This window comes from Thiocapsa imhoffii (assembly GCF_016583985.1).
In the GTDB taxonomy this organism is placed as follows: Bacteria; Pseudomonadota; Gammaproteobacteria; order Chromatiales; family Chromatiaceae; genus Thiocapsa; species Thiocapsa imhoffii.
On the sequence record NZ_NRSD01000001.1, the window covers coordinates 159,157 to 174,172 of the forward strand.

The 15,016-nt window shown below is 63.2% G+C and carries 11 protein-coding genes; 6 read left to right on the forward strand and 5 right to left on the reverse strand.

All coding sequences use genetic code 11. The features are described from left to right. Positions 1-451: 451 nt before the first annotated feature. From nifL to CKO25_RS00715, 4 genes are all read left to right on the forward strand, one after another. Positions 452-2,092, forward strand: coding sequence for a nitrogen fixation negative regulator NifL (gene nifL, locus CKO25_RS00700; protein WP_200385988.1), 1,641 nt, complete (start codon positions 452-454; stop codon positions 2,090-2,092). A gap of 17 nt (positions 2,093-2,109) precedes the next feature. Then, positions 2,110-3,729 carry a nif-specific transcriptional activator NifA gene (nifA, locus tag CKO25_RS00705; RefSeq protein ID WP_200386309.1) on the forward strand — a complete coding sequence of 540 codons (1,620 nt, stop codon included), beginning with the start codon at positions 2,110-2,112 and terminating at the stop codon, positions 3,727-3,729. Positions 3,730-4,058: 329 nt separating this feature from the next. Beyond that, entirely contained in the window at positions 4,059-4,697 is a 639-nt protein-coding gene (locus CKO25_RS00710) for a DUF3611 family protein (RefSeq protein WP_200385989.1), read from the forward strand. 234 nt (positions 4,698-4,931) lie between these two features. Further along, positions 4,932-7,733, forward strand: a complete 2,802-nt coding sequence (locus CKO25_RS00715) for a translocation/assembly module TamB domain-containing protein (protein WP_200385990.1) — start codon at positions 4,932-4,934, stop codon at positions 7,731-7,733. 128 nt (positions 7,734-7,861) lie between these two features. Here CKO25_RS00715 and CKO25_RS00720 read toward each other — a convergent pair whose 3' ends face one another. Together CKO25_RS00720 and CKO25_RS00725 are read right to left on the reverse strand one after the other, a co-directional pair. Then, positions 7,862-8,356, reverse strand: a complete 495-nt coding sequence (locus CKO25_RS00720) for a DUF1269 domain-containing protein (protein ID WP_200385991.1) — start codon at positions 8,354-8,356, stop codon at positions 7,862-7,864. 235 nt (positions 8,357-8,591) lie between these two features. Further along, complete coding sequence (locus tag CKO25_RS00725; RefSeq protein WP_200385992.1) at positions 8,592-8,816, reverse strand: YMGG-like glycine zipper-containing protein; 225 nt, start codon at positions 8,814-8,816, stop codon at positions 8,592-8,594. Positions 8,817-9,450: 634 nt separating this feature from the next. On the opposite strand from CKO25_RS00725, the gene CKO25_RS00730 reads away from it, so the two are divergent. Both CKO25_RS00730 and CKO25_RS00735 read left to right on the forward strand, forming a co-directional pair. Beyond that, positions 9,451-10,920, forward strand: coding sequence for an alpha/beta hydrolase (locus CKO25_RS00730; protein WP_200385993.1), 1,470 nt, complete (start codon positions 9,451-9,453; stop codon positions 10,918-10,920). 52 nt (positions 10,921-10,972) lie between these two features. After that, entirely contained in the window at positions 10,973-11,692 is a 720-nt protein-coding gene (locus tag CKO25_RS00735; protein WP_242467241.1) for a class I SAM-dependent methyltransferase, read from the forward strand. 162 nt (positions 11,693-11,854) lie between these two features. On the opposite strand, the gene CKO25_RS00740 is transcribed toward CKO25_RS00735, so the two are convergent. The 3 genes from CKO25_RS00740 to CKO25_RS00750 form a co-directional block, all read right to left on the reverse strand. Beyond that, positions 11,855-12,835: a helix-turn-helix transcriptional regulator gene (locus tag CKO25_RS00740; RefSeq protein ID WP_200385994.1), complete on the reverse strand. Its 981-nt coding sequence runs from the start codon at positions 12,833-12,835 to the stop codon at positions 11,855-11,857. 265 nt (positions 12,836-13,100) lie between these two features. Beyond that, positions 13,101-13,565 carry a phosphate-starvation-inducible PsiE family protein gene (locus tag CKO25_RS00745; protein ID WP_242467243.1) on the reverse strand — a complete coding sequence of 155 codons (465 nt, stop codon included), beginning with the start codon at positions 13,563-13,565 and terminating at the stop codon, positions 13,101-13,103. A gap of 407 nt (positions 13,566-13,972) precedes the next feature. Beyond that, complete coding sequence (locus CKO25_RS00750) at positions 13,973-15,007, reverse strand: quinone-dependent dihydroorotate dehydrogenase (RefSeq protein WP_200385996.1); 1,035 nt, start codon at positions 15,005-15,007, stop codon at positions 13,973-13,975. Positions 15,008-15,016 lie beyond the last annotated feature (9 nt).

The following is a 15,016-nucleotide window of genomic DNA, read 5'->3' on the forward strand; positions in this document are numbered from 1 at the left end:
GCAAAGGCAATGCCAGCCTCCGCAAGCCGACCGAGGTGCGTCCTGGTGAGGCGCGCCGCCCCAAGTGCCCAAGCTCTCCCCATCGCGCCGCCCATTGGTCCTGTTCCTCGCGCCAGTGGGCGGGCGGGCTGGCGCAACCGCCCCACGCAGTCCGGGTTGCCACTCAGGGCCTGTCGCACTGGCAACAGCTCTCCCCCAGTTGATTGGCGTGGAGTGTCGGAAACCTGACAAAATGAGCGTGCCCGCACTGCGCGCTGTCCTCCCCAACGTGGGCAGCCTGCGGATTCCGGCTCAATTCACTCGGCGCATCGGATGCGACTCCTCATCCCGCGGCTGCGGGATTCAGCGGGCTGGTAACGTGCGGAGGTCTCCAGGACCGGCGTGCGGCAGCGGTTCGGGCATTCGTTTTGCTAGACTGTCGGGAAGCCCACCCCGGTTTCAGGAGAATCGCGTGCCGGTCCGAGACGCCCCAGACGTCGTCCAGCAGATCGTCGTGAATGCACTGAGCGAGTTCCTCTCCTCGCCCCCCGATGGCACCCCCATCGAGGTTGTCGAGGCGTTGATCTTGATGGGGGGGAATTCCAACGACCCGCTGCCGCCCCGACTGTTCTTCGAGGCCGTCGAGCAGTCGCCCGTGGCGATCTCGATCACCGACCCGGCGGCGAAGATCCTCTATGCCAACTCCGCCTTCGAAACCCTGACCGGCTATACCCGGGAGGAAGTGCAGGGGCGTAACGAGGCGATCCTCTCCAGCAATGCCACGCCGGCCAGTGTCTATGCGCAACTGTGGGAGACCATTCAGCGCAAGGAGACCTGGACGGGAACCCTGGTGAATCGCACCAAACAGGGTGTCGACTATGTCGCCGAGCTCATCATCTCGCCCGTGTTGGACCGGGATGGGGAGCTGCAGTATTTCCTGGGGATGCACCGTGATGTGACCAAGGTGCACGAACTCGAAGGGGCGCTCCGTCAGCAGAAACAGCGCATCGAAACGGTTCTGGACGCGGCGCCCGTGATCGTTGCCCTGCTCGACAGCGGCGGGCGGATCATTCTCGATAACCAGGAATACAAAAAACTGCTCGGCGATCTGCGCGGCCAGGAGCCGGCGGAGGTCTTGCATGTGGCGCTTAGCGAGCAATTGGGAACGGACGCCTTTCGGCTGTGTCTGGACGGTCGCGATCTGAAGGACGTCGAGGTTGCAATCGAGATTCCCGGCTCCCTCGGGCCCCGTTGGTTCGCCTGCTCGGTGACCGCGGTCGAGGAGTGTGACGCGAGCGCGCGCACCTATTTCGGTCGGCCGGCGCCGAGCAATCATCGTCTGCTCCTGCTGGCCAATGAGATCACGTCCAAACGGCGCGAGATCGGGCGCGCCCATCTGGAGAATCTGCGTGCGCGCCTCGCCGAGCAGCAGTTGTTGCATGGGATGCGCGAGGCCTTGACCGCGGCCATCTATCAGATTCAGGTGCCGTTGAATGTCATCCATGCCGCTGCCGCCATGTTGCGCAGCGGCGCGGCGAATGTTGATACCCTTGCCGCCATGCTGGACCAGATCAGTACCTCCGGGGCCAAGGCGCTCACTACCCTGAACTCGGCGCTGCCGGAGGAACGGCGCGAGGCCGGGATGATGGTCAACGTCAACGAGTTGCTCAGACAGGTGCTCGAACTCGAAACCGACCGACTGTTGGCCACTGGCATCGTCGTCGATTGGCGCCCGGCTGCCGTGCTGCCGGAATTTCCGGGACACAAGAACCAACTGCGCTCACTGTTCAAACATGTCATCGACAACGCGATTCAGGCACTCGCCGAGTCCCATCGTCCACAACGTGAGCTACGTCTGATCACCCGCCGGGTCGATGGTGCCGTGGAGGTCGAGATCGAGGACAATGGTCGCGGCGTCGCGCACGAGGATCGGTATCGCGTCTTCGAGCCCTTTCATATCGGTTGGCGCAATCGGCGCGGCCGCGCTGGTATGGGACTTGCGCTGAGCCAAGAGATCGTCAATGCGCATGGGGGCAGTATCGAGGTCGATCCGACGATGGTTGATGGCTGCCGTATCCGCCTCCTGCTCCAGGCTGTTGCCAGCGACGAGTGACCTTGCCCGCACACCTCATGAATACCAAGACCCCGGTGACCGGCGCAGTCGGAGAGGCGCGCCGCCTCGATTTGCTCGAATCCCAACTCGCCGCGCTGTTCGAGGTGAGCAGTGTGCTCAGCCGCTCGCTGGTGTTGCGCCAGACCCTGCAACAACTTCTGAGCGTGCTGCACGAACGCGGGCGCCTGCGTCACGGAATGGTCAGCCTCGTGAGCGAGGAGACCGGCGAACTGCTGATCAGTGCCTTGCATGCCGAGGAGGCTGATCCCAACGCGGTGGCCTATCAGCCGGGTGAGGGCGTTGTCGGCAATATCCTGACGCGCAATCAGCCGTGCGTCCTGCCGCGTCTGGGCGATGAGCCCAGATTCCTCGATCGGCTCAATCTCTACGATCCTGATCTGCCCTTCATCGGTGTTCCGATCCGACTCGGCGAGGATGGTGCGATCGGTGTCTTCGCCGCGCAGCCCCCGGTCGCTGATGACCTGCTCGACGAGCATGCCCGCTTCCTCGAAATGGTGGCCAATCTGATCGGCCAAGCGGTGCGCTTGGCACGCACCGTCGCCGCCGAGCAGCAGGCGTTGCGCGAGGAACGCGACAAACTCCGTCGCGAGGTCAAGGGCACGCACGGATTCGACAGCATCATCGGGCACACCGAGGCCATGCGCTTGGTCTTCGATCAGGTGCGTCAGGTCGCGAAATGGAACACGACGGTCTTGATCCGGGGTGAGTCTGGAACCGGCAAGGAGTTGATCGCCAACGCAATCCATTACAACTCGCCCCGCGCCCGGGCCGCCTTCGTGAAGCTCAACTGCGCGGCGCTGCCCGACAACCTGCTGGAGTCCGAACTCTTCGGACACGAGAAAGGCGCCTTCACCGGTGCGATCAGCCAACGCAAGGGCCGTTTCGAACAGGCCGATGGTGGCACCCTCTTTCTCGACGAGATCGGTGAAATCACCCCGGCCTTTCAGGTCAAACTGCTGAGGATCCTGCAAGAAGGAGAGTTCGAACGCGTCGGTGGTGGACGGACCCTGAAGGTCGATGTCCGGGTGATCGCCGCGACCAATCGTGATTTGGAGTCGGAAGTCCGTGCGGGTCACTTTCGCGAGGATCTTTACTATCGTCTGAACGTGATGCCGATTCGCATGCCCGCCCTGCGTGAGCGGATCGAGGACATCCCGGATCTGGCGCGGTTTTTGATGAACAAGGTGGCACGCATGCAGGGTCGGCAACTGTCCATTACCGACAGCGCCTTGCGGGTCCTGATGCGCTATACCTGGCCGGGTAATGTCCGCGAACTCGAGAACTGCATGGAGCGTGCGGCCGTGATGAGTGAGCGTGGCATCATCGATCGGGATGTGATCGAGTCGACCGGACTCGATTTGGTCTTTGGCCCTGGGGAGAACACGTCACTTGGCACGCTGCTCCAGGGCAGCGCTCGAGAACCATCCGATCCGGTTCCCGATCGGACCCTTGGGGCCGATTTTAATGATCCCGAGATCGATGAGCGCGAGCGGGTCATCGCCGCGCTCGAAAAGGCCGGTTGGGTGCAGGCGAAGGCGGCGCGTCTGCTCAACATGACCCCGCGCCAGATCGCCTATCGCATCCAGACGCTGAACATCAAGCTCCGGCAGTTCTGAGGCCCGCGGCCTGAACCTCCCCGGGCATCTCGTCCTCGCCTGGGAGGCGCCCATGCGTGCGCCTGGTCCCGCGTCCCGCTGCAGTGGCTGCGATGGATCAGTCCCGTCCCCGAGCGCATGTCAAGCCCTCGTCGCTTGCGCATCGTCAATCCGCCGACTATGCTCTTTTACCCACCTTTGCCATGGTTTTCAGGCTGGAAATTGGGTTGGCACGATACCGAAGACCCACCAGATTGATTCACTCAGGCATGAGATGATGAACGTCCCCTGACCACAACCACCCGCTCTCGGGTTCACGCAAGCCAACCTTCGTATAGGATGGGAACGGTATGTTGAACGTGTTCAAAAACTGGATCGAGAAGACGCTTTCGAGTTCGCGAGCCTTGCCGCGGAAAAGTCTGGCCATCTCCTTCAAGCGTTTTGGATGGGCTGGGTTTTGGATCCAGATCGTGGTCGGCGCGATCCCCATCTTTCTCATGGGCTACACCCTGCTCTTCGCCCAATCCTCCGCATCCGGTACGCGCGCCGGTCTTCCGATCGTTGAATACCTGACGATCGGGGGGCTCCTGATTCTCGTGTTCACTACCTTCTGGTTCTGGCACTACACCCGGATCGCCGAGCGGATTGCTGGTCCCGATACGTCCCCCTCGGAGATCGACCTTGCCGGAACCGTCTGGATCGGCTTGCTTGCCAGCAGCATCGCGGTCCTGTTCACCATCACGGTGATGTTCTTCGAGGTCGCACATCTGTTGTTCTATTTCCTTTCGGCGCCCCAAGGTGGCGTTCCCGTGTTTCAGACGACCGGAGTCGGTCCCTCGAGCTGGGTGTCGGCCGTTGATATGTTGAGCCTCATGTCCCTGGTCCTGACGCTCATGGCCGAATTGGTGGTCCTCGTTTTCAGCCTCTGGTTGCTGTTCCGGGTCACGGAGGGTTCAGCCGAGTATGGCGGTGGCAAGGTCGTCGTCTAGCCGTCACACGGCACTGCCGAGCCGCTCGCTCGCGGGGCGGCCTCGGTCTGTCTGCCTCGCGCGCCATCGTTGAACCGGGGCTGGCGCACCTTCAGCGTTCCATTCGCCATCAGCCGTGCGCGTGAGATGTCCGGTCGCTCGGATGCCGGCGTGTGGGTTGCGCGCTGTCCGAACGGCGAGGATGATGGCCTTCAGTCCTGACTGCGGGTGGTGCGGGACCCCTGTGTGCGGGTCATGAGGCCGGTCTCATGGTTCGCACGCCTGCGCGATCTCTGGCCACCGATGCCCTGGTTCGCTCTGGCTGTCCTCTGCCTGCTCTGGCTCGTTGCGACCGAGTCGGGTCTGCGCACCCTGGTCGCGCTCGGAACTGACGTCTTGTCCGAGCAGATCAGGGTCGACAGGGTCGAGGGACGGTTGCTCAGTGGCGTGCGCCTGACCGGGTTACAGGTGACCACGGCCAGTGTGGTGATCCAGGCCGCGGGTGTTGAGTGGCGCTGGTCACCCTGGCAGGCCATCGGTGGCCGTCTTCTGATCCGGTCACTCGTGATCGAGGACCTCGATCTCCTGCTCCTCGCTCACGATGATCAGTCACGCGGCTCCCAGGCTTGGCCTCATCTCAATGGGTTGCCCCCGTTCGATCTCGAGCATCTGGAGGTCTCATCCTTCCGTCTCTTCCGCGCCGGGGCCGCCGAGTCGCGGGCGCTGATCGCGCGTCTGGAGCTTGCCGGGCGGGTCGCGGCCCATTCGCCTCGGCTCACCGCCCTATCCGTGGCGGGTATGGACCCGTTGCACGAGCCTGCGCTGACGGTGGTTGCATCGGACTGTGGGCGGGATGGGCGGCCTGGCTGGGGACTCGAATGGGCATTGCGTCTGAGTGCGACCGACCTGAACCCGGCCGAACTGCTCGCGCTCCTCGGCACCGGGATCGATGCCTCGCACTGGGCCGGACGACTCGCCCTGGATGCCTCGAGCATGGGTTGCATGACCGGATCAGGATCGGTGTTTGAACCCACTGTCGATCCTGTTTTTGAACTGGATCTCCTCAGTCTGCGGGGTGAGCTCAGAGGTGACGCCGTCGCTGGGGCGGGGCGTTTCAGACAGGATCAGAATGGACTCGCGGTGGAGGCCTTGCGGCTCGTCTCCGGTGCGAACGAACTCCTGATCAATGGGGTGTTGCAGCAGCGTCTTGACCTGCACGGCCAGCTCAAGGTGTCGGACGTGATGGCGCTCCATCCAGGCGCGGCGGGCCGGTTGCGGGCCGAGGCCTGGCTCACCGGCACGGCTGATGCGCCCCACCTGCGGATTGATCTCGATGCCGCCAACATCAGCCTAGGTCCGTACGGCGTCGGCAGCCTGTCGGCGGAGGCGGATTTGGATCCCTCACCGGACGGTTCCTTGGCCGCTAGGCTGACGGCAGAAGGTCTGATGATCGCCGGGCATGAATTGGGACAGTGGCATGCGCGGATGCATGGCACCGCGGCCGCGCACGAACTGGTGCTGTCCCTGACGACAGCGGATGTTTCCGCCAAGTTCGAGGTTGGCGGCGCCCTGATCGGGTCGGGTGGCTATCAAGGGCGACTCGAGCAACTGAATCTCGTGCTGGCGCCAGTGCCCGGGCCGCCCTGGACGCTGCAACAATCCGCGCCCATTGTGGTCGACTGGCCGGCGATCGACATCGGGCCAATCTGTCTCGGCGATGTCACGGGGGACCTTGGCTGCCTGGAGCTCGGGCGGGGTGACCAGGGGCGCTGGCGGGTTGTTGCGCAACTCGCGGAGTTCGCGCGATTCGGGGATCTGGTCCCACAGGTGTCCCAGCTCAATGGGCGCTTCAGCGCCGATCTCGACCTCGCGGAGACCTTCGCTGAACCAGATGTGCGCGGGCGCGTCGAGATTCGCGATGGGCGCTTCAGCATCCCCTTGTTGGGATTGGAGGTCACGGATCTCGAGCTCGCGGCGATTCTGAACGGGCCAGATCCGGCACGCCTCATCGGGGCCGCGGAGGTCGGTGGCGGGCGTTTGACCCTCGACGGCACAGCCAGTCTGGACCCATTTGATCTGTCCATTGTGGCGCGGGTGACGGGCACGGATCTGGATGCGGTGAGAACGAGCGAGTACCAGCTTCGTGTGTCCCCACGGCTGGATCTTGAGGCACGCAAAGAGGGCGCGTCGGTGCGTGGCGATCTCCTCGTCGCTACCGGCCTGATCGCGCCGCGAGACTTCCCCGAGGGCGTCACGAGACCCTCGCAGGACATTTTCATCAAAGGCCAGGATCAGGCCGCGCGCTATCCAGTCGACCTTGCGGTCGATCTGCGTGCGGGCGATGCGGTTCGATTCGAAGGCTTTGGTCTCAGTGGCCAGGTCACCGGGACGCTCGGTCTGTCACAACGCCCGGGTCACAACCTCTTAGGCGATGGGCAACTGGAGATCATCGATGGGCAGTATCGCGTTCCCATCGGCCTCGAACGCTTGCGTGAACTCGATCTGGGTTTCGGACTCGGCACGGGCTTGGGTTTGGGCTTGGATCTCGGGTTCGGCTTGGGTCTCACCAACGACTTGATCCCACCGCTGCGGATCGTCCGCGGGCAACTGGTCTGGGTGCGTTCGCCGATCGGCAATCCTGGTTTGCACGTGCTGGGCGAACGTCGCACGGGTCGCACCGTCGCGAACGTGCGCATCATCGGCACCCTGACGGACCCAAAATTCACCTTCTTCTCGGACTCCGACCCGGCGATGAGCGAGTCCGAGGCGATGACCTTTCTTCTCACGGGCATGATGCCGCAGGGGTCGGATCAGGCCGCGGGGGGCGGATTGGCCTTTCGCCGGAGCCTCGGCCCAGGGATGACACTTGACCTCGAGACTGGCGGGGGGCGGAACCAGAATCGCTTCAGACTGCAGCGCGATCTCGGCGAACGACTGCAACTCGAAGCACAAGGAGGCAGCAATCGCAGTCTTGACCTCTTCTGGACCTTTGAACGCGCCTCAAGGGGACGGGCGGGTGACCCAGACGCGCGCTCAGGGCAGCGGGAGCCGAACTGAGCGCGCGCAGGCTAACACCTGACTTGAGTTTGCGAGAGCGTGGGGGCGGCACCACCCCCGCCGCATCCTCGGTCCGGGCTGGAATCCCAGGCGGGCCGAGGGTATTGGACGCCGCGCCGGGCGTCAGTTCAGGACGTCGATTCGAGGAAGGCCTTCAGGCTTTCCTCCTGATCCTTCTCGAGCGAGGTTTGCAGGACCTTGCCCTTGCCCTTGAAGGCGGAGAGTCCATCGAGCACCTTGTCCGCGGTGACCTTGCGCACCAGAATGAACACAGCCGAGCAGCCCGGCTGGAAGTTTTCGGCCAAGCCGCGCATGAAATCATCGTTGATGCCGATATCGGTGAACCGACCCGAAATGGCCCCCGCCCCCGCCCCGACCGCGGCACCAAGCAGGGGGTTGAGGAAGATCAAGCCGATCAGCATTCCCCAAAAGCCACCGCCGACCGCGCCGACGGCCGACAGATTCACGGCTTGATGAAGCTTCGCCTTGCCTTTCTCGTCCTTGGTGACCACCACCACGTCTTCCATGTCGATGAGATAGGCCTTTTGCATCTTCGCCAGTTCGGCGCGCAGTTCGAATGCTAGATGTTCTTCAGGAAAGGAGACAACGATCAGGTCACTCATGGGGTTTTCTCATCAGTTGTGAACAGGGTCGGTGGTGAAACGTCAGATTTTTGGACTCGGACGCAATGCCAGGCGCTCTCGTCCTCCCAGGCGTTGGTCACGAACTCGATGTCACCATGGACCGGCACGAGGCGTGCGGAACCGCACTCGCCGTCGTCACGGCCGGTTGGGGAGTCCGCTCGCTCGGGCTTCCGGTCAGCCTGATCTTAAGGGGCTGACCGGGTCGCGGCCTGGCTTAGAGATTTCCGCGCTGATGCTCATCGACCAGGTAGCCACCGAGCGCGCCAACACCGGCGCCGAGGAGTGCGCCCGCGCCGGCCTCGGCGCTGAAGGAGCCGATGATGGCACCGGTTGCGAGGCCCATGGCCGCGCCCGTTCCGACGCGGGCGCCCGTGGTGTTGCCGCAGCCGGCGAGTGACGCGGCCGCAATCAGAATCAAGGGTAGGCTCAGATTCTTCACAGGGATCCTCTCCTGAAGTCGGGTTCGAAATGGGACCGCGATCAGCCCGGCTCGGTTGCCTCGCGTGTCGGGTCGGTCAGGGTCCACGCCGAGATGACATGATCAACGGAACGATTGGCGTCCGCTGGTCGGGATGCTGTGAGCTTCCTCAGTGACCTTGGGGCGTGCTTGCCCGTCTCACGGGATTGGCGTATCGTCCCAAAGCGAGGTTGATTTCCAGCGATCGCATCATAGCGCAGATTCGATCGTGCCCGACGCCGCGTTGCGGGCGAGGTGCGACCACGCGAGGGTCAGTCGATGTCAACCAAGGCGAATGCCAGGTGCGATCGCCACGCCTCCGCTGTGATGCGCTCATCGCCACCCATCGTGGATGCGCCCAAGCCGGCCTGAACCATGTCTTCGAGCTTTGCCGCGGCTTCCGCCCATGGCGCCGCCTGATCCGATTCGCAACCTGCTCCTTGGTCTCGACCCGGTTGAGTCAGCGCTCCTCATGCGCCTGGTCGCGGCACCCTCTCCCACACCGAAGTCCCTTCGACCGGATCGATTTCAGCGGAGTTCCCGACCGTGCCACGGTTTGCGCGCTCACTCGGTCCCGCGCCCTGATCCGCTCGCGAACTGAATCGAGGATTTGAAGATGCTCACCCGGACCAAGGATCTCCTGAAGTTGCTCGCGCAGATCATCGTCATCAGTGCCCTGACCTTTCTTGCAGTCCGGGCCTTCGATGCCCATCGCAGCGATCCCCTTGCCCTGTGGCACACCGTCGTCCCCGAGGAGATGGAGGCGGATGAGCTGGACCGTTCCGACTGGGCGGACTATCTCAGGCACGAGCAACGCTTGTTCGATCAGGTCCGCAGCGACGTGACCGACCGCCTTGAGCAGGCAGAGCGGATTCCGTCGAATCGCTACTATGACGGCAGCCCGCTCTATCCTGGCCGGTTCGCGCGCGATTGGAATCGCTCCTATATCCTGGAGCCCGACGGGGAGGCGCGCGGCGCGGTCGTCCTCTTGCATGGTCTGACGGACTCGCCCTACAGCCTGCGACACATTGGTGCCCACTATCAGGAGTCGGGCTATGTCGTGATCGCGATCCGTCTGCCCGGTCATGGTACGGTGCCAGGCGGGCTCACTCAGGTGACCTGGCAGGATTGGTCCGCGGCGACGCGACTGGCCGTGCGCGAAGCGGTTCGGCGCGTGGGTCCCGCGGCGCCGGTGCAATTGGTGGGCTTCTCCAACGGGGGCGCGCTAGCCATGCTCTATGCCCTCGATGTCATCGAGGATGAGCGGTTGCCTCCTGTCGATCGTCTCATCTTGCTCACACCCATGATCGGCATCACGGAGATGGCCCGTTTCGCTGGATTCGCCGGGCTCCCCGCGATCTTCCCGGCCTTCGCGAGTGCCGCCTGGTTGGGCATCCTTCCGGAGTTCAATCCGTTCAAATACAACTCGTTCCCGGTCAACGGGGCACGTCAATCCTCGCTGCTGACACGCACGCTCCAGCCACGGATCGCGCGTTATCGGCGTGACGGGCGACTCGATGGTTTGCCACCCGTCATCACCTTCCAGTCGGTCGTGGACTTCACCGTGAGCACGCGCGCCATCATCACCGCGCTACATGCCCAACTGCCCAACAACGGCAGCGAACTCGTCTTGTTCGATATCAACCGCAACACGAAATTCGGTCCGCTGCTCCGCCCCGACACCGAGACGACCCTGACCCGCCTGTTGCCGGTGGCACCGCGCGACTTCAAGACGACTGTCATCACCAATGCCGCCGCCGACACCAGTGTGATGGTCGAGCGGATCACCGAGCCTGGCGAGACCACCGAGCAGGTCAGACCACTCAACTTGGCTTATCCGACCGATGTCTTCTCGCTCTCGCATGTCGCCTTGCCGTTCCCCATCACGGATTCACTCTATGGCGCGAATCCCGACCCCGAGGAGCACTATGGCGCGAACCTGGGGGCGCTGGCGATTCGGGGGGAGCGTGGTGTCCTCATCATGAGCCTGGACGCACTGGTGCGACTGTCCTGGAACCCTTTCTGGCCGTACCTGCTGGAGCGGATCGACGAGGGGATCGTCGCAGCGGAACGCCCGCGGCCCTGATGCGGAGATCCACCTAACCGCTCCTGTCGCAATCCCTGTCTGGAGTCCTCTCATGACCATCAATGCGCGTTTGCCGCATGTCAACTGGCTCCGGGTCGGTCTGATCTGGATGCCAATTTGGGCGCTGATGACCAGCGTCGCCTGGTCCGAGGAGCCTGTCGTTGGCCCCGACATCAACCGCTACTATCACGGCGCCGATGCCGAGCGCTGGCAAGACATCTTCGAAAGCGAGGGGCGCGAGGTCTACGATCGACGCTTCGATATCCTGAGTGTCCTGCGGCTTGCCCCCGGCCAGCGCGTCGCCGATGTGGGCGCGGGCAGCGGACTCTTCAGCATGCTGTTCGCCGAGGCGGTCGGGCCGACGGGGCGGGTCTATGCGGTGGACATTTCCGAGAGCTTCATCAGGGCGATCGAGTCCCGCGCCGCCGCCGCCGGGCTGACGAACGTGATCCCGATCCTGAGCGAACAGACCAGCACCGAACTCCCGGCGGCGAGCGTCGATCTGGTCTTCGTAGCCGACACTTATCACCACTTCGAGTATCCCCAATCGATGCTGGCCTCGATCCACGAGGCCTTGGTTCCGGGCGGCCAACTGGCCATCATCGACTTCAGACGCGAGCCGGGAATCAGCAGCCGTTGGATCCTCGGTCATGTACGGGCGGGGCGTGAACAGGTGATCGCGGAGGTCGAGCAAGCCGGATTCACCATGCTCGACGAGCCCTTGCGGCTGCGGATGAATTATTTCGTGCGCTTCGAAAAGACGGGGCCCTAAGCGGGCCGTCACCACCCGCGGCGCCCAAGACCTCTGGCCACGGCTCACCGCGCCGAGCCCCCGATCCTGATGGACCACAGGCGAGATCTTCCAACGCGATGAGAGCCGGCAAGGGCAAGTGATCCGGGTGTGGGGGATGTAGGCCTCCTGCCGGCTCGAGGCTCAACCCTCCCGGTGCAGCCTTGGCGCACAATAACGTGCCGCCGCGGCCTGCAAGCGTTCGGCGACCAGCCGGCGTAACTCGGGCGGTGCCGCGACCTCGACGTCGTTGCCGTATTTGAGGATATCCATCAGCAATTCGCGGGGGTCTGAGTAGGGGATCTGCAACTCGTAGCCATCCAGCAGCCACTGACCGATCTGGTCGGGATGCCAGGACTCGTCGGCGACCCAGCGGGCGGCCTCGGCGCTAAAGCGCAGGACCGCCCAGGCCTTGGCGTTGCCAGAGAAGATGCCAAAGCTCGCGCCAAGAAAACGATCGAGGACCGTTGCGTCACACTGCAACGCCTGTTCCTGATGGGTCTTGACCCGCTGGATACGATCCAACGAGAAGATGCGCAGCTCCTTGGCCTGATCACAATGGGCCGCGAGATACCAATTATCGCGATAGCGCAGCAGTCGTTGGGGATGGACGGTCCGCGTGCTGACACGATTGCGTTGTCGACCGTGGTATTGGATGTCAATACGATGGCCTTCGAGCAAGGCGCTGGCCACCGCGCCGAAACGTTCGGCATTGGTCGTGCGCGTGGCGAAGGGCTGCAACAGGATGCGCTCATTGACCGCGCTCGCGCGGTGGCCGCTTTGCGCGAGGAGACCGCGGATACGCGCCCGCAGCGGACCCAGATAAGGCGTGAGCAGGCCAGGCTGGACCATCTCGAACAGCCGCGCGCTCGCCAGCAAGGCGAAGAGTTCGGTTTCGTTCAGCCAAAATCCCGGCAGTTCGAATTTCGGGGATGTGCTCTGATAGCGATAGCCGTTGGTGGGGCGATCGTACTCGATGGGTGCCCCCATGAAATCCTTCATGTAGGTCAGATCGCGCACCACGGTGGCCCGTGAGACCTCCAGGTGCTGCTGCATTTGCAGCAATGAACGCGGCTTTTCCTTCAGCAAGGCATGCAGGCGGTAGATGCGTTCAGCGCGATTCATCAGTCCAGCCTCGACCGGGTTGCCGCCGATGTCCTAGGTCACGCCAACCGGTGTTCCAGGTCCTGCGCTTTCCGGTGTCCCCGCGCCGTCACCCATGCGGGTGCGATCCGTTCCGCAACAGCCTCTTCGATATCATGGCGACCGTGAACTCCAGCGGACGCCCACCAGCCGGGCTCTTGTCAGCGCCGCTTACAGCGGCGTCCTGGCAAGAGTAGCCCAGTCACACCATCCACCGGAAGCTGCCGGACCAAAACCGGCATAGGGCTCAGGTCCTCGCCTTGTTCACCACCAGCCAATAGGTCACTCCCAAAGCCAGCACGGTTACGCCCGTGGCATACACATAGGCCGGCTCCACCGTGGCATAGTCCAGCACGATCACTTTTCGGGAAATCGCCATTAAGGCCGTGGCGACCACCAGTTTCACATGGATCACATCATCGCGCAGATAGAGTGTGATATTGACAAAAATCTCAATGGCAATCAGTACCGCTAGAAAAGCACCGAAAGTGGAAAAGATGTCGTTAATATTGAGTAGAAAATAAGGTGGCGTGTAAATTTTTTCGTATAACACCAAGAGCACATCACCAATGCCCCAAAGAATGACAAACACCATCAGTATCGCTAACACTCGAACCGCTTGCCGAATGATTTTGTGCAAGAAATTGATGATGGGATCCTGATTATTATAGGAAAAGTGGCCGTCATTCCCTCGCGAATCTGGGTCCAACATATTGTTCTCCTCAATGAATTTTGCTCTGATCCTCAATGGCGCCGGTTCACTTGAGCCCATTTGAGTGGTGTGTCAAAAAAGGTGGGTTTGAACCCCGAATCTTGCCTGATCAATCTGGGGCCAACATAGCAAGTTTTGCAGGTTGCGACAGTTCGCCGCGTTGGGATCGAGGTCGCAACGATTCGATGAGCCACACCGCGTGCGGATCCTAGAGAGGGTGGAAGACCGGGTTGCGAAGCGGCCGGAGTCGCTTGCGGACACGCGCGTTTCAGCGGGTCTCGACGATGGCCGTGATCCGTCACCGTACGACTCACCCGATTGCCGATTTGGTTTCCTCATGGAGGGCCGGTCGGACGGATCTTGCTACGAGGTGACCGCACGCGACGCGGCTGCGAGTGCGTGCGCGATCAGTTCCGCAACAGCCTCCTGACGAAACCGGGTCCCTGATAGATGAGACCAGTATAGACCTGCACCAGGTTTGCTCCAGCCGCGCGTTTCGCCGACACCCCCGCGGGGTCCATGATCCCGCCGACCCCGATGAGGACGGGGTCTGGCCCTACGGCCTCCCGGATGAGCGCGAGCAGGGCGGTACTGCGCGCGAGGATCGGGCGCCCCGAGAGTCCGCCGCTCATCCCCGTGGTCAGGCTGGTCAGTCCATCGAAGCGAATACTGGTATTGGTGAGGATGAACCCAGCGCAACCAGCAGCGAGGGCCGCGCGTGCGCACTCGACGGCCTCCGCGTCGGCGAGATCCGGTGCCAGCTTGATCAACAGCGGGCGTGGTTGCGTCAGGGCTTGGTTGGGTCCCTGGATGGCGTCGAGGATGCGGGTGACCTCCTCGACCCGCTGGAGATCGCGCAGCCCCGGGGTGTTCGGGCTCGAGATGTTGACCACCACATAGTCGGCCAGATGACCGACGCGCTCGAAGCTGCGCCGATAGTCCGCGGCTGCCTCGTCGGCCGGCGTCACCTTGGATTTGCCCAGATTCACCCCGAGCGGCACCTGCAGGATGGCGCGTTCGCGCAGCCGCTCTAGCCGCCGCGCCGCGACCTCCGCGCCGCTATTGTTGAAGCCCATGCGATTGATGAGGGCCTCATCCGCGGGCAGGCGAAAGAGGCGTGGTTGGGGGTTGCCGGGTTGAGGCAGGGCGGTGATGGTGCCGACCTCGATGAAGCCGAAACCGAGCGCCTGCCAAGCGGGAACGGCACGTGCATCCTTGTCCAATCCGGCGGCGAGTCCGATCGGGTTGGGGAAACGCAACCCCATCGCCTCGACCGCCAGAGCGGGGTCGCGCGCGACGTCGCCCTCTCGCAGCCCGCCGCTGAACCAGGCCGACCAGCGTGCGAGGACTCCTAACGTGAGGTCATGCGCGCGCTCCGGGTCCAAGCGGAAGAACAGCGGACGCACGACGGGCCAGAGGTCGAGGCGTGAAGGGTGAGGCATAAGGAGGTC